This window comes from Bacillus sp. MT(2024) (genome assembly GCF_036362845.1).
Lineage (GTDB): Bacteria > Bacillota > Bacilli > Bacillales > Bacillaceae > Bacillus > Bacillus velezensis.
The window spans coordinates 3,044,523-3,065,807 of record NZ_CP143632.1; the positions used below are offsets into that span (position 1 = coordinate 3,044,523).

At 46.4% G+C, this 21,285-nt stretch carries 25 protein-coding genes; 12 read left to right on the forward strand and 13 right to left on the reverse strand.

Translation table 11 applies throughout. The annotated features are described in order from the left end of the window. Window positions 1-39 precede the first annotated feature (39 nt). Both VP472_RS15155 and VP472_RS15160 read right to left on the reverse strand, forming a co-directional pair. Entirely contained in the window at window positions 40-717 is a 678-nt protein-coding gene (locus VP472_RS15155; protein WP_003152125.1) for a zinc metallopeptidase, read from the reverse strand. A gap of 46 nt (window positions 718-763) precedes the next feature. Then, complete coding sequence (locus VP472_RS15160) at window positions 764-1,027, reverse strand: YuzI family membrane protein (protein WP_014305698.1); 264 nt, start codon at window positions 1,025-1,027, stop codon at window positions 764-766. Between the two features lie 132 nt (window positions 1,028-1,159). On the opposite strand from VP472_RS15160, the gene VP472_RS15165 reads away from it, so the two are divergent. Then, complete coding sequence (locus tag VP472_RS15165; RefSeq protein ID WP_003152123.1) at window positions 1,160-1,414, forward strand: protein mistic; 255 nt, start codon at window positions 1,160-1,162, stop codon at window positions 1,412-1,414. Next, the gene (locus VP472_RS15170) at window positions 1,411-2,397 is read left to right on the forward strand and encodes a potassium channel family protein (protein WP_015240465.1); all 987 of its coding nucleotides are present in this window, start codon (window positions 1,411-1,413) and stop codon (window positions 2,395-2,397) included. The genes VP472_RS15165 and VP472_RS15170 overlap by 4 nt, the downstream gene beginning before the upstream one ends. On the opposite strand, the gene VP472_RS15175 is transcribed toward VP472_RS15170, so the two are convergent. Genes VP472_RS15175 through VP472_RS15185 form a run of 3 tightly spaced genes read right to left on the reverse strand, consistent with a single transcriptional unit; the run spans window position 2,394 to window position 4,593 of the window. Then, window positions 2,394-2,798: a YugN-like family protein gene (locus VP472_RS15175; RefSeq protein WP_003152121.1), complete on the reverse strand. Its 405-nt coding sequence runs from the start codon at window positions 2,796-2,798 to the stop codon at window positions 2,394-2,396. The genes VP472_RS15170 and VP472_RS15175 overlap by 4 nt on opposite strands. A gap of 22 nt (window positions 2,799-2,820) precedes the next feature. Next, the gene (locus VP472_RS15180; protein ID WP_070082274.1) at window positions 2,821-3,219 is read right to left on the reverse strand and encodes a transporter; all 399 of its coding nucleotides are present in this window, start codon (window positions 3,217-3,219) and stop codon (window positions 2,821-2,823) included. Between the two features lie 21 nt (window positions 3,220-3,240). After that, complete coding sequence (locus VP472_RS15185; RefSeq protein WP_007408647.1) at window positions 3,241-4,593, reverse strand: glucose-6-phosphate isomerase; 1,353 nt, start codon at window positions 4,591-4,593, stop codon at window positions 3,241-3,243. A gap of 397 nt (window positions 4,594-4,990) precedes the next feature. Here VP472_RS15185 and VP472_RS15190 point away from each other — a divergent pair, with 397 nt between their 5' ends. Together VP472_RS15190 and ycaC are read left to right on the forward strand one after the other, a co-directional pair. Continuing rightward, window positions 4,991-5,557: an NADPH-dependent FMN reductase gene (locus VP472_RS15190; RefSeq protein WP_003152115.1), complete on the forward strand. Its 567-nt coding sequence runs from the start codon at window positions 4,991-4,993 to the stop codon at window positions 5,555-5,557. A 124-nt stretch (window positions 5,558-5,681) separates the two neighbouring features. After that, the gene (gene ycaC, locus VP472_RS15195; protein WP_003152112.1) at window positions 5,682-6,326 is read left to right on the forward strand and encodes an isochorismate family cysteine hydrolase YcaC; all 645 of its coding nucleotides are present in this window, start codon (window positions 5,682-5,684) and stop codon (window positions 6,324-6,326) included. A 254-nt stretch (window positions 6,327-6,580) separates the two neighbouring features. Here the strand turns inward: ycaC and VP472_RS15200 are convergent, their stop codons facing one another. Further along, window positions 6,581-7,753, reverse strand: a complete 1,173-nt coding sequence (locus VP472_RS15200) for an iron-containing alcohol dehydrogenase (protein ID WP_146275393.1) — start codon at window positions 7,751-7,753, stop codon at window positions 6,581-6,583. A gap of 86 nt (window positions 7,754-7,839) precedes the next feature. After that, window positions 7,840-9,003 (reverse strand): iron-containing alcohol dehydrogenase, encoded by a 1,164-nt coding sequence (locus tag VP472_RS15205; protein WP_007408652.1) that lies wholly within the window; start codon window positions 9,001-9,003, stop codon window positions 7,840-7,842. Between the two features lie 232 nt (window positions 9,004-9,235). On the opposite strand from VP472_RS15205, the gene VP472_RS15210 reads away from it, so the two are divergent. Continuing rightward, window positions 9,236-9,472, forward strand: coding sequence for a DUF378 domain-containing protein (locus tag VP472_RS15210; RefSeq protein WP_003152104.1), 237 nt, complete (start codon window positions 9,236-9,238; stop codon window positions 9,470-9,472). Between the two features lie 47 nt (window positions 9,473-9,519). On the opposite strand, the gene yugI is transcribed toward VP472_RS15210, so the two are convergent. The 3 genes from yugI to VP472_RS15225 all read right to left on the reverse strand — a co-directional run bounded on the left by yugI (window position 9,520) and on the right by VP472_RS15225 (window position 11,778). Next, complete coding sequence (gene yugI / locus VP472_RS15215; RefSeq protein WP_003152102.1) at window positions 9,520-9,912, reverse strand: S1 domain-containing post-transcriptional regulator GSP13; 393 nt, start codon at window positions 9,910-9,912, stop codon at window positions 9,520-9,522. A gap of 195 nt (window positions 9,913-10,107) precedes the next feature. Then, on the reverse strand, window positions 10,108-11,277 hold the full coding sequence (locus VP472_RS15220) for an aminotransferase (RefSeq protein WP_146275395.1): 1,170 nt from the start codon (window positions 11,275-11,277) through the stop codon (window positions 10,108-10,110). Next, the gene (locus tag VP472_RS15225; protein WP_003152098.1) at window positions 11,278-11,778 is read right to left on the reverse strand and encodes an Lrp/AsnC family transcriptional regulator; all 501 of its coding nucleotides are present in this window, start codon (window positions 11,776-11,778) and stop codon (window positions 11,278-11,280) included. 152 nt (window positions 11,779-11,930) lie between these two features. Between VP472_RS15225 and VP472_RS15230 the strand changes: the two genes are divergently transcribed. Continuing rightward, on the forward strand, window positions 11,931-12,752 hold the full coding sequence (locus tag VP472_RS15230) for an alpha/beta fold hydrolase (RefSeq protein WP_003152096.1): 822 nt from the start codon (window positions 11,931-11,933) through the stop codon (window positions 12,750-12,752). A 24-nt stretch (window positions 12,753-12,776) separates the two neighbouring features. On the opposite strand, the gene VP472_RS15235 is transcribed toward VP472_RS15230, so the two are convergent. Further along, the gene (locus VP472_RS15235; RefSeq protein WP_039254081.1) at window positions 12,777-13,037 is read right to left on the reverse strand and encodes a DUF1871 family protein; all 261 of its coding nucleotides are present in this window, start codon (window positions 13,035-13,037) and stop codon (window positions 12,777-12,779) included. 86 nt (window positions 13,038-13,123) lie between these two features. Here VP472_RS15235 and VP472_RS15240 point away from each other — a divergent pair, with 86 nt between their 5' ends. From VP472_RS15240 to VP472_RS15250, 3 genes are all read left to right on the forward strand, one after another. After that, on the forward strand, window positions 13,124-14,287 hold the full coding sequence (locus VP472_RS15240; RefSeq protein ID WP_146275397.1) for a MalY/PatB family protein: 1,164 nt from the start codon (window positions 13,124-13,126) through the stop codon (window positions 14,285-14,287). Between the two features lie 122 nt (window positions 14,288-14,409). Then, a complete protein-coding gene (locus VP472_RS15245; RefSeq protein WP_077722759.1) occupies window positions 14,410-15,693 on the forward strand; it encodes a sensor histidine kinase in 1,284 nt (427 codons plus the stop codon). Window positions 15,694-15,740: 47 nt separating this feature from the next. Then, window positions 15,741-16,127, forward strand: a complete 387-nt coding sequence (locus VP472_RS15250) for a kinase-associated lipoprotein KapB (RefSeq protein ID WP_003152087.1) — start codon at window positions 15,741-15,743, stop codon at window positions 16,125-16,127. A gap of 24 nt (window positions 16,128-16,151) precedes the next feature. On the opposite strand, the gene kapD is transcribed toward VP472_RS15250, so the two are convergent. Then, the gene (gene kapD / locus VP472_RS15255; RefSeq protein WP_003152084.1) at window positions 16,152-16,769 is read right to left on the reverse strand and encodes a 3'-5' exonuclease KapD; all 618 of its coding nucleotides are present in this window, start codon (window positions 16,767-16,769) and stop codon (window positions 16,152-16,154) included. Between the two features lie 151 nt (window positions 16,770-16,920). Here kapD and VP472_RS15260 point away from each other — a divergent pair, with 151 nt between their 5' ends. The 3 genes from VP472_RS15260 to VP472_RS15270 all read left to right on the forward strand — a co-directional run bounded on the left by VP472_RS15260 (window position 16,921) and on the right by VP472_RS15270 (window position 20,564). Further along, window positions 16,921-18,165: a multidrug efflux MFS transporter gene (locus tag VP472_RS15260; protein ID WP_032862488.1), complete on the forward strand. Its 1,245-nt coding sequence runs from the start codon at window positions 16,921-16,923 to the stop codon at window positions 18,163-18,165. 89 nt (window positions 18,166-18,254) lie between these two features. Next, on the forward strand, window positions 18,255-20,129 hold the full coding sequence (locus tag VP472_RS15265) for a transglycosylase domain-containing protein (protein WP_014305709.1): 1,875 nt from the start codon (window positions 18,255-18,257) through the stop codon (window positions 20,127-20,129). A 21-nt stretch (window positions 20,130-20,150) separates the two neighbouring features. Next, entirely contained in the window at window positions 20,151-20,564 is a 414-nt protein-coding gene (locus tag VP472_RS15270; RefSeq protein WP_003152080.1) for a thiol-disulfide oxidoreductase DCC family protein, read from the forward strand. Window positions 20,565-20,578: 14 nt separating this feature from the next. Here the strand turns inward: VP472_RS15270 and VP472_RS15275 are convergent, their stop codons facing one another. Beyond that, complete coding sequence (locus VP472_RS15275; protein WP_007408662.1) at window positions 20,579-21,136, reverse strand: YufK family protein; 558 nt, start codon at window positions 21,134-21,136, stop codon at window positions 20,579-20,581. Window positions 21,137-21,285 lie beyond the last annotated feature (149 nt).

A 21,285-nucleotide genomic window follows, 5' to 3' on the forward strand; every position in this document is an offset into this window, starting at 1 on the left:
AACCCCTACCGCAAACGGTAAGGGGCCACCTCCTTCGTGTTAATTCTCATCACGACCATTTAAGAAAATCATCACAAAACGAAGCAGCTCGAATAATGAAACGAGCGCCGCAGCCACATACGTCAGCGCGGCGGCGTTCAGCACTTTATTCACGCCGTGTTCTTCACTGTTGCGAATGAATCCTTCCGACACGATAATCCGCTTCGCCCTCGCGCTGGCATTAAACTCGACAGGCAGTGTGACAAGCTGGAAAAAAACAGCGGCCGAAAACAAAATAATGCCGAGTCCGATTAAGTTCAAGCTGCCCAGGAGCATCCCGCCCAAGAAAAGCAGAGGGGCAACCCCGGAGGCAAAATTGACGACCGGAAAAATTTTGTGCCTCAGCACAAGCGCGCCGTATGATTCCTGATGCTGCAAAGCATGTCCGACTTCATGAGAAGCGACGGAAATGGCGGAAATGGAGCGGCCGTAATATACCGGCTCAGATAAACGCACCACCCGCTCCGTCGGGTCGTAATGGTCTGTTAAAGTGCCTCTTACCGGTTCTACCGGCACATCATATAAACCGTTAATATCAAGAATCCGTCTTGCCGTTTCCGCCCCCGTCCGCTGACTGGAGGCTTCCACGTCTGAGTATTTCTGAAAATTGCTTTTCACTTTAAATTGTGCCCAAAACGACAATCCCAATGCAGCAATTGTTAAAAAGATAAACAGCATATTATCCTCTTCCTTTTTCTCTTATATCGTACGATCTGCTTATATATTATTTTAATGATTGCCCGCTTTCCTGTACAGAAATCCGCTTCTTTTTTCTGACAGGAATCAATCCTCCGAGCATGATGAGGATACACCCGGCCATTCCGATGTAAAACGGAAACGTGCCTGCGGTCTCTTTTGCAAAAACAAGCCATGAAAATCCGCCGGACATGTGATTGTATCCATTCAAATCGAAAATAAGCAATACGGCCGCCGAAGCAAGCAGCTGCGCTCCGGCCAGCGCCGCCAACAGTTTTTGAATGACCGTCATTTGACTCACCCTTTTTCGGTCCGCTTTCTTTATCATATGAAAAAATAAGGGTGAATATGTTTTCGGCGATTTTTGAAAGACATCAAACGAACTGGGACATACTGTATAAAAAAAGATACAGGTGTGATCGACATGAAAGTGACAAATGGCGAGAAAGAACAGCTGAGCAATGCGATAGACAGAATGAACGAAGGGCTTGACGCCTTCATCCAGCTCTATAATGAATCGGAAAACGACGAACCTCTCATTCAGTTTGAAGATGAGACGGCCGATTTAATCAGACATGCGCGTGACTCATACGGCCAGGAACAGCTGGACGAAAAACTAAACACCATTATTAAGCAGATTTTATCCATCTCTCTGTCGAAAGAAGAGCCGGACGAATGAAATCAAACCGTATATTTATTTCCTGGCTGAGATGGCCGTTATATGTTCGGATCGGGCTGATCATTATCGCCTTGATTTTATTGTTCGGCCAACTCATATACATGCTCGAACCGAAGCAGTTCACGTCTGTGTTTGAAGGGGTTTGGTGGGCGGTGATTACGGTGGCCACAGTCGGCTACGGCGATTACGTTCCGCAGACGCCGCTCGGGCAGATTGCCGGCATGGTGCTTGTATTAAGCGGAGCGAGTTTTGTGACCGCCTATTTCGCCACGCTTTCTTCAGCCGTATTCAGCAAACAGCACCGCTATGTCGAAGGGAAGGTCGCCTTTAAAGGCAAGGGGCACGTCATTCTTATCGGATGGAATGAAAAATCGCATATGCTGCTGAAAGAACTGCAGCACATCGCACCGTCAAAAACTGTCGTCCTGATTGATGATTCATTAAGGGAAGGGCCGCTTATTGAAAACGTCCATTTCATCCGCGGACATGCCGCTGATGACAGCACGCTCAATAAGGCGAATATTACGGAAGCTGATACCGTCATTCTGACAGCGGACCAGCAGAAAAATGAATCCGAAGCTGATATGCTGTCGGTATTAACGCTTCTCGCCATCAAAGGGCTGCATCCGTCTGTTTATTGTATCGTAGAAATTTTAACGGAACGGTATGTCAAAAACGCCGAGCGCGCAGGAGCCAATAAGATTCTGTGCACATCACGCCTGTCGAGCCGGGTGATGTTTGAGCATTACCGGGTCAAGCTGCAGCTTGCCAAACCGCAAACGCTGTCAGATCTGACGCTGGAGAAAAAGGTTCGCATCATTCCCGTCCCCGAGGAACTGAAGGGCTCATCTTATCATGACTGTGCGCTCTATTATCTCAAACGGAATACCACGATCATCGGCATACAAAAAGAAGAGGGGCCGATGCTGACCCCTCCCCTGTCATACCAGGTGCTCGATACTGATCTGTTTTTGGCTCTTTAATGCAGCAGGACGTCTTCCAGCTCTTTCACAAGCGAGATGCCGATATCTGTATATGAGCGGTCAATTGCCGCATCCCGCCGTTTCGGCTCGGAGAATTGGTTGAATAATGACTCAAAAACACCGCCGCCTGCTGCATCATCCGTTTCCTGTTGATAAACGTGCCTCAGCAAAAAGGGTGTGCCGATTGTAACGGCGGCCCCCCGTTCATCCAGGTGTCCCTTATTTGCTTCAACAGGGATACGGAGAAATAAATAGCCGTCCTGATCGGAAATTTTGTAATCAAAGAACCCGCGGTCATACTCCCAGCCGCCTCCGATGGTATAACCGATTGGTTTCATCACCTGTTCCAATTCGCGGAGTAAAAACGATTGCCCTTCAAGTGAAGATGGTATGCTGATCATGTGCATATGCTCCTTTTTGTCTTTAGCGTCCCCGCTCTGCGGTATCTTCATACGGCGTCCGGGAAGAACCGGGAGCGGCAGACAGACGCTGAAAAGAGGTAACGGCGCATTCAATCAGAACATACGTCACAATTGCGGAGAGAACGGCTTCCGTTGAAATATAGAAAACGGCGGCATAGAGACAGCACTTCGTGATCAGCGTATGCATCCGGCCAACCTTCAGTTTCAGCCGGACCATGTCCGTAAACAAGCCGAGAGGAAAAGCGAAAAACAGGATGGTTTGCAAGAGGGATTCAGGAGACAGTTTTAGTGCCGAATAGACGATAGCGGCGGAACAGACGGAAATGAAGACATGCTTACATAAAAGCCGCATCAATTCATCATCACACCTTTCACGGTTTAAAAAAGGCTGACCCGTCATGCTGAGGGCCAGCCCTTCTTTTTATTTTTCAAGGCGTTTTTCAAGCTCTGCTTTTTTCTCTTCAAAGCCCGGTTTGCCGAGAAGCGCGAACATATTCACCTTATAGGCTTCAACACCCGGCTGATCAAACGGGTTGACTCCGAGCAGATAACCGCTCATCGCCACCGCTTTTTCAAAGAAATAGACGAGATATCCAAATGTATATGCGTTAAGCTCCGGAATATTGACAATTAAGTTAGGCACTTTTCCGTCTGTATGGGCAAGCATCGTGCCTTCAAACGCTTTTTTGTTGACGAAATCGACCGTTTTGCCGGCTAAGTAATTTAAGCCGTCGAGATCATTTTCCGCTTCTTCAATTGTCAGCTCATGCTTCGGTTTTTCAACGTTTAATACGGTTTCAAACAGATCGCGTCTGCCTTCCTGCACGTATTGACCGAGAGAGTGAAGGTCTGTTGAGAAGTTTGCGGAAGAAGGATAGATGCCTTTTTCATCTTTTCCTTCACTTTCGCCGAAGAGCTGCTTCCACCATTCCGCAAAGTATTGCAGCGCAGGCTCATAGTTGATGAGCATTTCAATGGTTCTTCCTTTATTATACAGAACGTTGCGGACGACGGCGTATTGGTAAGCCGCGTTTTCTTCTAATTCCGAGCTGGAAAAGTCTTTGCTTGCATCAAGAGCGCCTTTCATCATTTCATCGATATCAGCCCCGCTTACCGCAATCGGCAGAAGGCCTACCGCAGTCAGAACGGAGAAACGTCCGCCGACATCATCAGGAATAACGAATGATTCGAAGCCTTCTTCATTAGAAAGCGTTTTTAAAGCGCCGCGCTCTTTATCAGTTGTCGCATAAATCCGCGCTTTCGCTTCTTCTTTTCCGTATTTTTCTTCAAGAAGTTTGCGGAAAATCCGGAAAGCGATTGCAGGTTCCGTCGTCGTGCCTGACTTAGAAATGACATTGATAGAGAAATCAGCGTCTTCCAAAAGGTCCATAACATCTTTCATATAAGTTGAGCTGATATTGTTGCCGATAAAGATAACTTGAGGGTTTTTGCGCTTATCTTTCGGCAGAACATTATAGAAAGAATGATTGAGCGCTTCAATCGCCGCGCGGGCGCCTAAGTATGAACCGCCGATACCCACGACGAGAAGCACGTCTGAATCTGATTTGATTTTTTCAGCGCTTTTTTTAATGCGCGCGAATTCTTCTTTATCATAGTTTTCAGGGAGGTCCACCCAGCCTAAAAAGTCGCTTCCGGCGCCTGTTTTTTCATGGATATTATGGTGTGCCGTTTTTACGAAATCACGTGCGTATGTAAGTTCATGTTCATTGAAAAAAGGTAACGCTCTTGAGTAATCAAAGCGTACATGCGTCATTTGCTTGTCCCTCCATCACGGTGAATTGTTTTCTCTTTCACTTTATATGAACTCACCCGCTAAATCAAGTCATGAAGAAGGCATGATGAATACGGGATTAGCGCTGAAGATGCGTTCATTTTTTATACAATATCCCGGATTCGAAATAGTTATATTTGTAATAATCGTGAAAGAGGTAACGAATCAAATGTTGGTGATCCAGGAACGTATCACCTTTACTTTGGAGCAGGTTGACATCCATCGCCAATACCGATGGGACGGTTCTTTTTATATAGTACTCCTCTTGAGAGGCTGCCGCGCAGGTATATTAAGGAATAAATGTCCATTTTTAAAAAGAGTGTCTATATTTGGGGTATCATGTTAAGATGAAAATAATTTTAAACCGGGAGGTGATTTTATGACTAAAACCATTGGTCTTATTTGTGGAAGTTTACGAAAAAACTCGTATAATCGAGTGATTGCTCAATCATTGATTGACTTCGATAATGCGGCTCAATTTCGCTGGGTTGAAATAGACAGTCTTCCTTTTTTTAACGAAGATTTAGAAATCGCCGGAGCACCAGACTCCGTAACATCCTTTAGAGCTGATATACGAGACGTTGACGGCGTCATCATTGTAAGTCCAGAGTACAATTCAGGAATTCCGGGGGTATTAAAAAATGCATTGGACTGGGCATCGAGACCGCGGACCTCTTCTGTTTTAAACAGAAAACCGGTTGGCTTAATCGGAGCAACCCCCGGAGGGTTCGGCACCTCTTTTGGTCAAATGCAAATGAGAGAAGTACTCGAAGCTATGCAAGTCAATGTTCTGCCCTTTCAAAAAATGCTGATTTCGCAAGTCCATGAGAAAATTGATTCCGCTCAAAACATACTTACGGATGAACAAACAAAACGTTATCTTCAACGCTATTTACAACAGTTCATCCATTGGATTGATCATGCTCCGGTTCCCGTTCCGGATTAATTGAAGGATCATCACCCTCACGAAAAGTCACCTCAGAAATAACTTTCTATCTATACAGCATATGAATAGATTTACCGTTTTCCATTGACCAACTGACTTGCCTTAATTCAAGGAGGATGATAAAATGTCTGATCTTTATTCCCGTCTTTCAAAAGATGATGCTGCCGTGCTTTTAGTTGACCATCAAACCGGCCTTATTTCCGGTCTCGTGCGTGACTATGGCGTTGATGAATTTAAAAACAATGTATTGGCTCTCGGTGATACGGCTAAATTCTTTGATTTACCGGTTATTTTAACAACCAGCTTTGAAAATGGACCCAACGGACCGCTCATGCAAGAACTCGCTGATCTCTTTCCTGATGCGCCAAAAATAGCCCGTCCCGGACAAATTAACGCATGGGACAATGAAGACTTTGTTAAAGCCATTGAAGCGACCGGCAAAAAACAGCTGATTATCGCGGGGGTGGTAACAGACGTCTGCGTTGCTTTTCCTGCGCTTTCTGCCATTAAAGCAGGCTACGAAGTGTTTGTTGTGACAGATGCTTCGGGGACGTTTAATAAGCAAGTAGCAGATGCTTCATTAACCCGTATGGCTCATGGCGGCGCGCAGCTTATGAACTGGTTCAGCGCAGCATGCGAGTTACAGCGTGATTGGCGCAACGACGTTGAAGGTTTTGGCGCATTAATCTCCAGTCATCTTCCCGGTTATCAAAACTTAATGGGAAGCTATATGGGGGCGCAGCGGGACCTTAGTACACAAAATGCATAAAAAGGAGCGCTGATTGAATCAGCGCCCCTTTTTTAAATTCGCGGCTCTTCATCTTCATGATTTAGATTGCGTGTAAATAGATGACAGGCAATCGCAAAGTTAATTGGTCCTTTACGGATGAAACGATTTCCATAGTTGTCTCATGGAAAAGGGTGTTTCACTTGCTCCTAATGAACTAATAGAAAATCCGGAAAGAGGGACTCCCAAAACGGTTACATCTGCAGCTTGAAAACCACTCCGGCCGGGAATGTATCTTACAGTGACGCCTTTAAGATGGCAAGTACGTCATCTTTGTTCAGTTTTTGGAAATTGCCGAATCCGCCGTATTCCATTTCTTTTGCGGCGATGTCTGCGATCAGCTCAAGCTTGTCTTCGCCGATGTCATAATCCGCAAGGCGGGACGGTGCGCCGAGGCTTGTCCAGAACGCGGACAATTTATCGATCCCTTCAAGCGCAATTTCTTTATCCGTTTTGCCTTCAGTATCAATGTCAAACATATCAAGCATGAGGTTTTTAAAACGGTCTACATTTGTATCAAGCGTGTATCTCATCCAGTTCGGGAACAGAATCGCAAGTCCTCCCGCGTGAGGGATGTCATAAACCGCTGATACGGCGTGCTCCATCGTATGGGAAGCCCAATCGCCGAAATAGCCCATTTGCAGCGTGCCGTTTAATGCGATCGTACCCGCGTATAAAATCGTTTCGCGGTGCTTATAGTTCTCAAGGTCTTCCAAAAGTTTCGGCGCTGTTTCAATTACCGTCTGAAGGACCGCAAAACACATTCTGTCCTGAAGCGGCGTGTTTTCAACATTGTGGAAGTATTGTTCAAATACGTGGCTCATCATATCCACCATGCCGTATACGGTTTGGTTTTCCGGAACGCTGAAAGTATTCTCAGGATCTAAAATGGAGAAACGCGGATGAGTGACATTGCTGCCCCATACGAATTTTTCGTTTGTTTCCCAATTTGTGATAACGGAATCAGGGTTCATTTCAGAGCCTGTCGCCGCAAGCGTCAGCACCGTGCCGAACGGGAGCGCGTCCTGCGCCGTTACTTTTTTGCTGTAAATGTCCCATGCGTCGCCGTCATATTTCGCACCGGCCGCAATCGCTTTTGTACAGTCGATGACACTTCCGCCGCCGACTGCGAGAAGGAAATCAATCTCATGCTGTCTGCACAGCTCAATTCCTTTATTTACCGTTTCCAGACGCGGGTTCGGTTCAACGCCCGCAAGCTCATGAACGGTTGCGCCTTCTTCTTTTAAGATGCCTGTTACTTGGTCATACAGGCCGTTTCGCTTAATGCTGCCGCCTCCGTAAACAAGCAGCACGTTTTTCCCGTATTGCTTCAGCTCTTTTTTCAATTGGTCGATTTGACCTTTTCCGAAAATCAGTTTCGTCGGATTGTAGTACGTAAAGTTCTCCATTTATCATGACCTCCAAAAAAATCGTAAGGGAATTACTATAACACAGAAAAAAAGGAGCTGCCAATCCGGCCGCCCCCTTTATGTTATTACAATGATGCTTTCAGTATCGCAAGCACATCTTCTTTCTGCAGTGACTTGAACTGTCCGAATGCTCCGTTTGCCATCGCTTTATCTGCAATCGTATCCAGCTTCTCATCAGAAATATCATAATCAGCGAGTCTGTTCGGAGCGCCGAGACTCGTCCAGAAATCAGACAGCCTGCTGATTCCTTCAAGTGCGATCTCTTCATCTGATTTGCCTGTCTCGTCAATATCGAAAACACGGACGGCAAGCTGTTTAAAGCGGGCCGGATTTTCTTTGAGCACATGTCTCATCCAGTTCGGGAACAGAATCGCTAAACCTCCGGCGTGCGGTATATCGTAAACCGCTGATACCGCATGCTCGATGTTGTGTGTGGCCCAATCCCCTCTTGCGCCCATTGACAGCATTCCGTTTAATGCGATCGTGCCTGTATATAAAATCGTCTCACGAAGCTCGTAGTTCTCCAGGTCATTGATCAGCTTCGGCGCTGTTTCAATCACCGTGCGCAGAAGCGATTCACACATCCGGTCCTGATACGGCGTGTTTGACGTGTGGTGGAAATATTGTTCAAACACATGGCTCATCATATCGACCATGCCGTAAATAGTGTGGTCTTTCGGAACGGTAAAGGTGTTTACCGGATCGAGAATAGAGAATTTAGGGTAAACGAGCGGGCTCCCCCATCCGTATTTCTCTTGTGTCTCCCAGTTTGTGATGACTGATCCGGAGTTCATCTCTGAACCGGTCGCCGCAAGTGTCAGCACTGTTCCGAACGGCAGCGCTTCTTTCGGCTGGTGTTTTTTCGTGACGATATCCCACGCGTCGCCGTCATATTTAGCGCCCGCCGCGATGGCTTTCGTGCAGTCAATGACACTTCCGCCGCCGACGGCCAATAAGAAATCGATGCTGTTTTCTTTACAGAGCGCAACACCTTTGTTCACCGTTGAGACACGCGGATTCGGCTCTACGCCTGCCAATTCATGTACGGTAACTCCGGCTTTTTTCAGCAGTTCGGTTACTTGATCATAAAGACCGCTGCGCTTAATGCTGCCGCCTCCGTATACGAGCAGTACGTTCTTTCCGTACGGCTTGATTTCTTCAGGAAGTTTTTCGACCTCTCCCTTTCCGAAAATCAATTTGGTCGGATTCCAATATGTAAAGTTTTGCATGACATCTCCTCCTTTGGATTTATATTATGCAGAAAGTTGACGTTCAATGTAAAGCAATCCGCTTTTTTGACGGCACACATCACACGGTTTACAGACAGCGGCTTCCCGGGAAAGGCACTTGTACAGCTTGAGACAGTGTGTGATTTACACGGCGGAGAATGTAGTATGCATAGATTCTTTGCTTTGTCACAATCTATAACTGTTTCACGAATTCATAGAGGAGGTTGTTTACATGAGTGTTATTCAGCGTATCTGTCTCGTATTAACGATTATCGGCGCTATTAACTGGGGACTGATCGGATTTTTCCAATTTGATTTAGTAGCAGCCATCTTCGGCGGCCAAGGATCAGCTCTGTCGCGGATTATTTACGGTCTTGTCGGCATCGCCGGTCTGATCAATCTCGGCCTGCTGTTTAAGCCGAACGAAGAAACATCCCGCGAGGAAGCGGCAAATCCTGAAGTCAGATAAACATAAAAAAAGCACCGAACATACATATCCGGTGCTTTTTTTGATGGTTATTTTTTGATAAGGTCTTTGCGGTTGGACTGTTCGATCCACTCTTCAAGCTTATCTTTCAATGTGTTGAAACCTTGCGGAGCAGATGTTTCTTCAGAAACTTGTGCCGCTTTCGGTTTTCTTGGTTTGCTTTCTTTTCTTTCAGGCGCCGCTTGAGTCGCACGGATAGAAAGGCTGATTTTGCCTTTTTCTTCGTCAACTGCAAGTACTTTTACTTGTACTTCGTCACCGATAGAAAGGTGTTCGTTAATGTCTTTTACGAAACCGTGAGTGACTTCAGAAATGTGAACAAGTCCTTGAGTTTCTTCATCTAATGCAACAAACGCACCATACGCTTGTAATCCTGTTACTTTACCAGTGTAAACACTGCCCACTTCAAATTTTGCTGCCATTCATAACAACTCCTAAGTTAAATTAAATACAGATTATACGCAATTTAAAATTATATCATACAAGTTTGTTTTTCGCAAAGAGAACTTTTTTACATGATCATGTTTAAGCACAGATAAAGGGGGTATACTATGATTACGAAGGCTTTCTAGTATTCCCCCCTTTTATTTGGATGCGAACCGGGTTCGTATCTTTTTTTATGCCCTTTTTTCAACAAACCGTTTGATTCTGACGAGCGCTTCCTGAATCTGCTCAATGGATGTCGCATAGGAACATCTGATGTAGCCTTCGCCGCTCGGGCCGAATACATTCCCCGGAACGACGGCTACTTTTTCTTCAATGAGCAGCTGTTCCGCGAATTCTTCTGAACTCATGCCGGTCGATTGAATGGAAGGAAAGGCGTAAAACGCTCCGCCGGGGTGGTGGCAGCCGAGTCCGATTTCGTTCAATGTTTCCACAATCAGGTTTCGGCGTCTCCGATAGCTTTTTTTCATTCTTTCGACGTCTTCCTGACCGTTTTTCAGCCCTTCAAGCGCCGCGTACTGAGCCATGGAAGGCGCACACATCATCGCGTGCTGATGAATTTTGAGCATGGCATCCCTGATCACGGGAGGCGCCGCCGTAAATCCGAGTCTCCATCCCGTCATGGCAAATGCTTTGGAGAAACCTGAAATCAAAATCGTCCGCTCCTTCATGCCGCGGATGGCCCCCATGCTCGTGAATGGCTCATCATACGTCAGCTCGGCATAAATTTCATCGGCAAGCACGATCAAGTCGTGTTTTTCAGCGAAAGCAGCGATGGATTCAAGCTCTTCTTTCGAATAGACGGAACCTGTCGGATTTGACGGCGAGCATAGAAGCAGCGCTTTTGTTTTGTCCGTCAGGGCCGCTTCAAAATCGGCTGCTGCTGCTTTGAAACCTTTTGCAGCTACAGTCTGAATCGGCACCGGCTTCGCCCCCGTCAGCGTCACGAGTGATTCATATGCGACAAAACACGGTTCGGGAATTAACATTTCCTCTCCGGGATTCATAATGGCGCGGACAGCGAGATCAAGCGCCTGGCTTGCCCCTACCGTAACGATCAGTTCACTGTCAGGCGAATAACTCAGGCCGAACCGCTGATCTAAATAGCGGCTGATTTCTTCTCTCAGTTCATAAAGACCCGCATTTGCCGTATAAGCCGTATAACCCTGTTCTAAAGAAAGAATACTCGCTTCCCTCACGTTCCAGGCCGTCACAAAGTCAGGCTCCCCCACTCCCAGTGAAATGACGCCTTCCATCGTAGCAGCCAGATCAAAGAATTTGCGGATGCCTGACGGTTTAATCTGCTGCACGTAGTCAGATAAATAAGAAGTCTTCGTTTCCATTTACGGAGACACCACGATTCTTTTGTCATCGTCTCCGCTTTCAAAGACTTTGCCGTCATGCTTATATTTTTTCAGGATGAAGTGCGTTGTCGTGGAAACGACGGACTCAAGGGTGGACAATTTTTCAGACACGAAGCTTGCCACGTCTGACATCGTGTTGCCGCGGATGACGACAGATAAGTCATACACCCCTGACATCAGGTACACTGATTCAACTTCCTGGAATCTGTATATCCGTTCAGCGACTTCATCAAAGCCGACATTTCGTTTCGGAGTGACTTTTACGTCAATCATCGCCGTGACGCCTTCCAGCCCGTCGACTTTGCGCCAGTCGATCATCGCCGCATAATCAATGATGACTTTTTCCTTTTCAAGCTTTTCAATGATGCTTTTGACTTCTTCGGCGGGAATGTTCGCCATTTTCGCGATCGTTTCCGCATCAACGCGGCTGTTTTCGTCTAAAATTTCTAATATTTCTGTTTCTTTTTCCGTCAGCTTCATACATTTCACACCTTTGCATTATCAAAAATCTTCATGACATTATATCACGATTTTCGACAAATGCTAAGAAAAACCCGAAAGAAACCAGAGCTAAAATCTGACAATCAAAAAAGCCTTTACATTACAACAAAGAAAGGACGGCGAAGGCTCTCATGGAAGCTGTTTCACCGATTAAACGGGCCGCGATAGACGGAGTTGAGCTGTATTACGAGCATTATGAAAATCCCGGCAGACAGACACTCGTCTGCGTACACGGTTTTTTATCTTCGGCATTCAGCTTCAGAAAACTGATCCCGCTGCTCAGAAACCATTATGATATTATCGCCGTTGACCTGCCTCCTTTCGGGCAATCGGAAAAGTCACGGACTTTCGTATATACTTACGCAAACCTCGCCAAGCTTCTGATCGGACTTCTGGAAAAGCTCGGTATCAGCCGGGCCGCACTCATCGGCCATTCGATGGGCGGCCAGATTTCCTTATCCGCGTCTCTTCTCAGACCCGAGCTTTTTTCAAAAATCGTCCTGCTGTGCAGCTCGGGGTATTTAAAGCGCTCGCACCCGTCGATTATATTCGGGACGCACCTCCCTTGTTTTGACCTGTATCTTAAGTATTGGCTTTCAAAAGACGGTGTGCTGAAAAACCTGTTAAATGTCGTTCACGACCGGACGCTTATCGATCAGGAAATGATTGACGGTTACGAAAAACCATTTACAGACCGCCAGATTTTCAAAGCGATGACAAGGTTCATCAGACACAGGGAGGGCGATTTAGAGCCCGAGGATTTGAAGAAAGTGCAAAACCCCGCTCTTTTAATATGGGGAGAAGAAGACCGGGTCGTTCCGGTCTCAGTCGGAAAACGGCTTCATGACGACCTGCCGGATTCCATTCTGTATTCACTCAAGGATACGGGACACCTCGTACCCGAAGAGCGCCCGGAGTTTGTTTCGGAGCGGATTTTTGAATTTATTCAATAAAAAAACCGGCGGAACCGCCGGTTTTCAAGGGGTGCAGGAGCTGCTTTCTTTTATGAACAAAAGCTGCTCGGCGGCCTTTTGGCAGCCTTCGATCGGAAGCTTTTGCTCAAATGAAGCTTCAAAGATATCCTGAATGGCTGCTGCCAGCTTGTCGGCACGGTCTTCACTGTAGACGGCCTGAACGATGTCGGCGGCTTCTGTCTCATAAAAATCTTCTCCATATTTAAACGGGTCCCACTTGGCAATGATTTTCATCATTTCCATGACCGCTTGGCTTTCTTCCATTTTCATCACCGCTTATAATAAAGTTTGCAAATCTATTTTATCATAGATACGCTGTGCAAAATAATGATACTACAGGAGTGACATACATGAACTTTGATCTTCGAGAAAACCGTCTTGGCACACAATCGGTGAAATGGGACAAGGCGGAAGCGTTATTCGGCGTATCGGATGCACTTCCGATGTGGGTTGCCGATATGGATTTCCGCGCTCCCGAAGCGGTCACTGACGCCTTAAAAGCCCGCCTTGACCACGGCATATTCGGTTATACGTCTCCTGACGAAAACACAAGAGAAGCTGTCGCTTCATGGCTTGAGACACGGCACGGCTACCGGCCCGATCCCGCAAGCATCACGTTCAGTCCCGGAGTTGTCACGGCAATCAGCATGGCAGTACAAGCCTTTACCGAACCGGGCGATCCGGTGTTGATTCAATCACCGGTGTATACGCCTTTTTATCAGATGATCAAGGAAAACAAACGGCAGGTTTTACATAACCCATTACGGGAAGAAAACGGCGTCTACTGCATTGATTTTGAGGATCTTGAGAAAAAGCTGAACGATTCTGAGGTCAAGCTGATGATTCTTTGTAATCCCCACAATCCGTCCGGCAGAGCGTGGAGCCGGGATGAGCTTATGAAGCTCGGATCGCTGTGCGCCGCCCATAACGTCACCGTCGTTTCTGACGAGATACATTCCGACTTGATGCTGTACGGAAAGCCGCATACGCCTTTTGCTTCTCTGTCTGAGGAGTTTGCGCGGATTTCCGTTACTTGTGTCGCGCCGAGCAAGACGTTTAATATTGCCGGCATTCAGGCATCCGCCATTATCATTCCCGATCGTTATAAGCGGGCGAAATTCTCCGCCGCATTGCATCAGAACGGGATTTCCAGCCTCAACACATTTGCGGTTGCAGCAATCGAAGCGGCTTATACAAAGGGAGGCCCTTGGCTTGACGCGCTGATTCCTTACATTGAAGGGAATATGAAATTGGCTGAGGACTTTTTAAGAAAAGAATTGCCGAAAGTCCGCATGATGAAACCTGACGCTTCCTATTTGATCTGGATGGATTTCAGCGGATACGGATTTTCGGATGCCGAGCTCAAAGAAAGAATGCTCAAAAAAGGGAAAATCATATTAGAGCCGGGAACGAAATACGGACCGGGCGGCGAAGGATTTATGAGACTTAATGTCGGCTGTTCAGCCGCCGCCGTAAAAGAAGGGCTTGAGAGAATGAAAGCAGCGCTCGCTTAGCAGCGGAAAGAACGCCTTTATCAGACGAGATAAGGGCGTTCGCTTTAGAGAAATATATACTTTTTTTGCCGGTAAAGATGTTATAATAGATTCATATTTACATAGGAAAGGATTTCGCATAAATGGAGATTGTAAAGGATTACCTGCTTCACTTCTCTTTTATTTTATTCCCTATTTTTCTTTATCAAGTCTTCTGGCTCAGCAAGCCCGATTTGCTTGTACCGAGAGCGAACCGCCTGCTGGTCGCCGTATTTGCAGCGTCATCTTCATTATTATGTACGGCTTTTCCCATCCAGGAGCTTCATTCCGTCCGTTACGGTTTGCAGCTGATTCCCATTATCGTCTGCCTGCTTTATTCCGGTACCGCAGCAGGACTTGCCGCAGGGGCGGCATCCGTTTTTTTTCAGCTCATATGGTTTGAACCTTCCGCTCTTTTTTTCTTATCCTTAATTCCTTTTTTAATCATCATCCCTATCCAGCTCCAAACGAAATGGCCTTTTTTCTCAAAGCGGAAGAAACTGCTTTTCGCTCTTCTCATCGGCTGCACTGAAACCGCCTTATTAACCGCATCTGTCTTCATCTATTCCGCGACCAATATTTTCAATTTTCAAAATCTATCTTCCGTTTATTATGAGGCGGCAGTATCCGTTTTTTTTCAAGTCAGCGCCCTTTTGCTGTGCATTTATTTGATTGAGATCATCGATGAGAATGCGTCCATGCGGGCAAGGCTGATTCACTCAGAAAAAATGGCCGTCGTCAGCGAGCTTGCGGCAAGCGTCGCCCATGAAGTCCGCAATCCGCTTACGGTCGTCAGAGGTTTTGTGCAGCTGCTGTTCAGCGGCGAGCAGCTTCAGGACAAATCCCACTCCGGATATCAGAAACTTGTGCTGTCCGAACTCGACCGGGCTCAGACGATCATTACGAATTATCTTGATATGGCGAAGCAGGATGACTATGAAAAAGAAAAGTTTGATATTTCTCTGCTCGTAAAGGAAACAGGTTCCTTAATGGAGTCTTATGCCAATTTTAAATCGGTGACCGTGACTGTTCAAAGCGAGCCTGATTTATATGTGTTCGGCGATGTAAAAAAACTGAAACAGGCCTTCATTAATCTGATTAAAAACAGTATTGAAGCCGTGCCCTCTGAAAACGGCCGAATCGAGGTCTCCGTCCAAAAACAGGAAGAGATGATTCTCATTCAGATTACGGATAACGGAATCGGCATGTCCGATGAAGAACTGCAGAAACTCGGCAAACCGTATTATACGCTGAAAACGAACGGCACCGGGCTCGGGCTTACCGTGACATTCTCGATTATTCAGCATCATGAAGGCTCCGTCTATTTCACCAGCGGCGAGTACTCGGGCACAACGGCTTCAGTCAGGCTTCCGGCAGCTGTTCACTAGCCAATCGCGTTGATCTTTTATAGAATAACTAGAGAGAGGTGAACGCTATGAATTCGTTTGAAATCGGCACAATCGTAAAAGGGTTTTATAAAACAGGAGCATACATAGGGGAAGTGACAGACGTCAGGCCCAATCACTATTTAGTGAAAATTAAAGCCGTTCTGACGCATCCCGCTCAAGGAGATCTTCATCATCCGAAGCAGGCGGATGTTCCGTTCTTTCATGAAAGAAGAGCGCTTGCATTCGGGGAACAGACAAACATACCGCATCAGATGGTCAAACCGTTTGATGGCGAAGTTCCTGATTATACGGCTTCCTTACAAGCGGCGTCTGCCCGGCTGAAAGATCAGCTTACAGCGGACGGCTCAGAATGGGCGGAACGTTCGCTCGCCAACTTGGCCGCGTTAGAGCGTGACTATTTTAAAAGAACTTGACCCAGTCGGCATGATTGGGTTTTTTTATGTGGCCCGGCGAAACAGTTCAGTCAGATCGACGCGATCACCGATCGTCGGAGGTTTCGGTTTTTCAAGATATTGTTTATCCCGCTCGACAAGCTTGAATAATTTGTATGTCGTCCGCGCATCATCCAGCGCTTTGTGATGCGTGCCCGTTCCTTTATCGCCATACTCTTCCGCCGCTTTCCAAAGGCCGGTCAATGTTCTGTCGCCGAAGAAGTTTTTGTATTCAAGGGACAGATCCCGAAGTTCTCCTTTGAACGGAAAAGGGATGTGGTTAAACATGCAATTTTGCTTTAACACTTTCATATCCATATTGCCCCAGGTGACGATCGTGCAGTTTTTATCAGGATCAAGCTCATTTAATTTGCGGATGAATTCATTAAACGTGATTCCGCCGTCCACGTCTTTTTGGGTGATGTTCAGAAAGGTTTTGCATCGTTTCGTCAGCTTTGGAAATTTTTTCGGTTTGATATAACTCGAAAACGTTTCAGTCACTTCATCATTCACCGTCTTGACAATCCCCGCTTCAATAATCTCGGGAAAGAAATTTTGCGGGCTGTATTTTCCGTCAGGCATCGTAAATTCAAAATCAATAATGAGCAGACTGCGCTGATCCACTTTTTTTACACCTGCCTTTCCTCCGATCAAAAATGATATTTTATGATAGTATATCAGTTTCCCCTCTGAAACTTTCTTCATTTTCTAAAAATAATGAATTTTCCTATATATGCATCGAAAATACAAATACCGGATTCATTCCTATATACTAATGATTAGACACACGAAAATTAAAGAAGGTGATGTTATTTCTGTCCGTAAGAAGAACTTCGTCGTCATTTGGATTACAAATTTCTTTATTTCCGCCAGCATGACCATGATTGTTCCGTTTCTTTCGTTATATATCGAAACGATCAGCCCCCATTCGGGCGGGTATGTGCAGAGATGGAGCGGGTATGTGTTCGGCGTCACGTTTTTAATGGCGTTTGTGATTTCCCCGTTTTGGGGCAGATTCGGCGATAAGCGCGGCTACAAAAAAATTCTCTTGATCACAGGCACCGGCATTGCCGTCAGCATTTTATTGATGGGGTTTGTGACATCGGTTTATCAGCTGTTTGTCCTGCGGCTGCTTATGGGCCTTGTAACAGGCTTTGTTCCGACATCGCTTGCCATGATTTCGGCGCAGACGCCGAAAGAGACTGCCGGGAAAACGCTCGGCACACTGCAGATGGGTCAGGTGTCAGGCACTTTATTCGGACCGATGCTGGGCGGGCTGCTCGCTGACAGCTTCGGGTTTACGTACACATTTTTTATTACGTCTTTTGTTATTTTCGTATCCGTGCTTCTCGTTTTATTTCAGGTGAATGAGCAGCCGCTCGGCGAGAAACAAAACAAGCGGAAAACCTATTCCAGAAAACAGGTGCTCTCCTATATTTTTCACCAGCCCGCGCTTTGGGCGATGATGGTGCTTACCATGATCGTGCAGACCGGCAATTTCAGCATCCAGCCGCTGCTCGCTTTATATGTCAATGAGCTGCACGGACCTGTTAATTTAGCCTTTTTCTCCGGAATGGCGTTTTCAGCGACCGGACTCGGAAGCTTATTGCTTGCCCGGAAATGGGGGGACTTCGGCGACCGCTTCGGCCACAGCCGGATCTTAATCGTGCTTTTGATTGCCTCAGCGGTGTTTTTTATTCCGCAGGCGCTCGCCTCCTCCCTCTCCATTCTGTTAGTCTTCAGATTTCTGTTCGGCATGGTCATGGGCGGCACGCTCCCCTGCATTACGGCCGCGATCCGCGTCAGGGCGCCGGGCAGCATCCAGGGAGAGGTGCTCGGCTATAACGTCAGCTTTCGTTTTCTCGGAAACGTGCTCGGCCCTCTGCTCGGAGGTGCGGTCTCAAGCGGTTTTTCTATTTCGGCTGCTTTCTACGTCACCGCCTTTCTCTTTTTAATAGGCGCGGGGCTTTTATGGATGGCGGGACATCTGCAAAAGGATACAGCGTCAAATGCGGGCTGACCGGCAGCGATCACGATTTCTTCTAAATTTAACCTTCTCGTATTCTTAAAAGAATGATACGATATGGCTAGAAATCAGGAGAAAAGAGAGTGACCATGGTACGTAAAATAATCGGATGGATTTTGCTGCTCGGCATTATCCCGTTGTGTGCATTTACAGTTATTGCTTCCGGCAAAGAGGTAAAACAAATCAAGCCTTTTGATCAGGTGCTCGATAAACATATTGACTTAAAAGCGATCAACCTGGTTCAAAACAGTTACATGTATGACAGGGACGGAAGCCTTGTTTCTGAGATTGTCAGCGATCATGAGAACCGCGTGATCGTGCCCTTTAATAAAATACCGAATGAGGTAAAACAGCTGTTTTTAACCTCTGAAGACCGCCATTTTTATGAGCATAAAGGGTTTGACTTTATGGGGATGGTCAGGGCGGCCGCCTCCAATTTCAAAGATCATAAAATTGACCAGGGCGCCAGCACCATCACCCAGCAGCTGGCAAGGAATGTGTATTTAAGCCATGAACGCACCTTCAGCCGAAAACTGACGGAGCTGGCCTATTCCTATCAGCTTGAGAAAAAATACAGCAAAGATGAGATTTTAGAAGGCTACTTAAATACGATTTATTTTAATAACGGTGTATACGGTGTCGGTTCGGCGGCACAATTTTATTTCAGCAAGCCGCTGAAATCTCTCACTTTGGGAGAGATGGCCTTTATCTGCGCCATCCCTAATAACCCTACATTATATGATCCTCTCAAGCATTTTGATTATACGAAAAAACGACAAGTCAGATTGCTTAACGGATTGAAAAAAGCAGGCGTTATATCCGGGAAACAGCTGAAAAAAGCCGAAAAGGAAAAGATCAAGCTTGATATAAACGAAAAAACAAATAAATATCCTGACTATGTTTCCTATGTAAATGATGAATTCACACAGCTTGTTTCCTCATCTGAAGGCTATGACAAACGTCTTGAAAAAGCTTCCGGAAAGGCGAAACAAAAAATACAGAGTGAGCTTTCCGACAGAGTCAGCACATTGTTAAAAGACGGCGTGAAGATTTATACGGCGCTGAATCCGTATATGCAAAACCAGGTCGTCGCCCAAGTGAATCAAAATCTGCCGTATGCAGGCGTCCAGGGCGGAGCGGCCGTGATTAATCATCAGACACATCAGATTATCGCGCTTTCAGGCGGGAAAGATTATCATAAATATGATTTCAACCGTGCCTATCAAGCATACAGACAGCCCGGTTCATCCATTAAGCCGCTGCTTGATTACGGACCTTACATTGAAAAGACCGGCGCAACGCCACACAGCAAGATTGACGCAAGCAAATTCTGCAGTGCGGATTACTGCCCGCAGAACTATAATAACCGCACGTACGGCACGGTTACCCTGGAAACGGCGTTTAAATACTCGTACAACACACCGGCCATCAGAATCATGGACCGCGTCGGCGTCAATAAGGCGTTCAGCTACCTTGAACCGTTTCATTTCGCGAAGCTGGTCAGCGCGGATTACCGTCTGCCTGCGGCGCTGGGCGGTTTTACAAACGGCATGACGCCGCTTGAAATGACCAATGCGTATACCACGTTCGGCAACAACGGTGTTTATACGCCGAGTCACGCGATTACAAAAGTGACTGATTTAAAAGGAAAAACGATATTAAAATGGAAAGATGAGCCGGCGCAGGTATTCAGCGTGCGGACCAACATGCAGATCAAAGAAATGATGAAAGCCGTCGTCAAAAGCGGAACAGGAAAGAAAGCGAACTTTAAAGCTCCGTACGTCGGCGGAAAATCAGGAACGTCAAATGACTATCACGATATGTGGTTTGTCGGCCTGACGGATGCTTATACGATGGGGGTATGGGTCGGCAAGGATACACCGTCAAGCGTCGAATACCTTCATGACGCAAGCCCTCAGCTTTCGATCTGGAAAAACACGCTGCAGGCAGCTTATTAAAGATAACGGAGGGGATCCGCTTTGAAACCAGCTCAGCTTCCGGACCGCGTGCTTTTGTTTGACGGCGTCTGCAACTTATGCAGCGGCGCCGTTCAATTCATCATTAAACGCGATCCGGCCGGCAAAATCTCATTTGCTTCATTGCAATCAGATACCGCCCGGGAGCTTTTGGCATCAGAAGGACTTCCGACAGAACAATTTGACAGCATGATTTTCATCGAAAACGGGCGGATATACAAAAAATCCGCAGCCGTGTTAAAGGTTTCCCGTCATCTCCGCGGAGCCTGGCGGCTGTCAGCGATTTTTTTCGCAGTGCCCCGCCCCCTCAGGGACAGAGCCTATTCTTTCATCGCCCGGCGCCGTTACAAATGGTTCGGAAAAAGGGAAGCATGCATGCTCCCCTCCCCTGAGATCAAAAACAGATTTCTGTCTTAACAAAAATGGCTAGCTTACACAGGTAAGCTAGCCATTATGCTATTATAAAGCTTGATAAAGATGTACAAAATACCGATAACAAAAGTAAACCAAAACAGAATCTCAAGCAATATAAAACCGATCAGCGAAACAATCGAGAGTGTCGAATAGATTCTGTACACCATGAAAATCAAATAAACGAGCGTAACAACGGCAAATAACGCCGCAATCCAAAAACCATTCTGCACGAGCGCAAAGGAAAGAATTCCTCCGCCTACATAAATTAAAGAGCCTAATCTGATTTTTTTCAGATTGTCCCCTTCAGGGTCATTTGTGAAAAACAAAAGAGACAGCTCTGTCACTGTGTTTGCAATCAGCTTCAAAGCCGAAAAAAGCATAAAATACACAAGGGCGAACGCTGCAAAAAGCGCCAGTCTGATCCCTTTCTCAGAGAAATAATCCAGCATCCCCTGATACATGCCGAGCGTCTGAAGTATCTTCATGACATAAAGCGAGGTAGAAATGGATAATGACGAACTAAAAAGCAGAATCGCAACGAGCGGAAAATAACCCGTCCAATAAGTATTTTTCATATAAAAAGTCCCTTTCTGTAATCTACCTCACTTATTATGGAGGACTTAAAACACATTGACAAGATAAAAAATTCCATTTTTCCTCACTTTTACGAAATAAGGGCCTGATCTTCACAAACAGGCTTTTTCGGAGTAAAGTAGAACGCGGG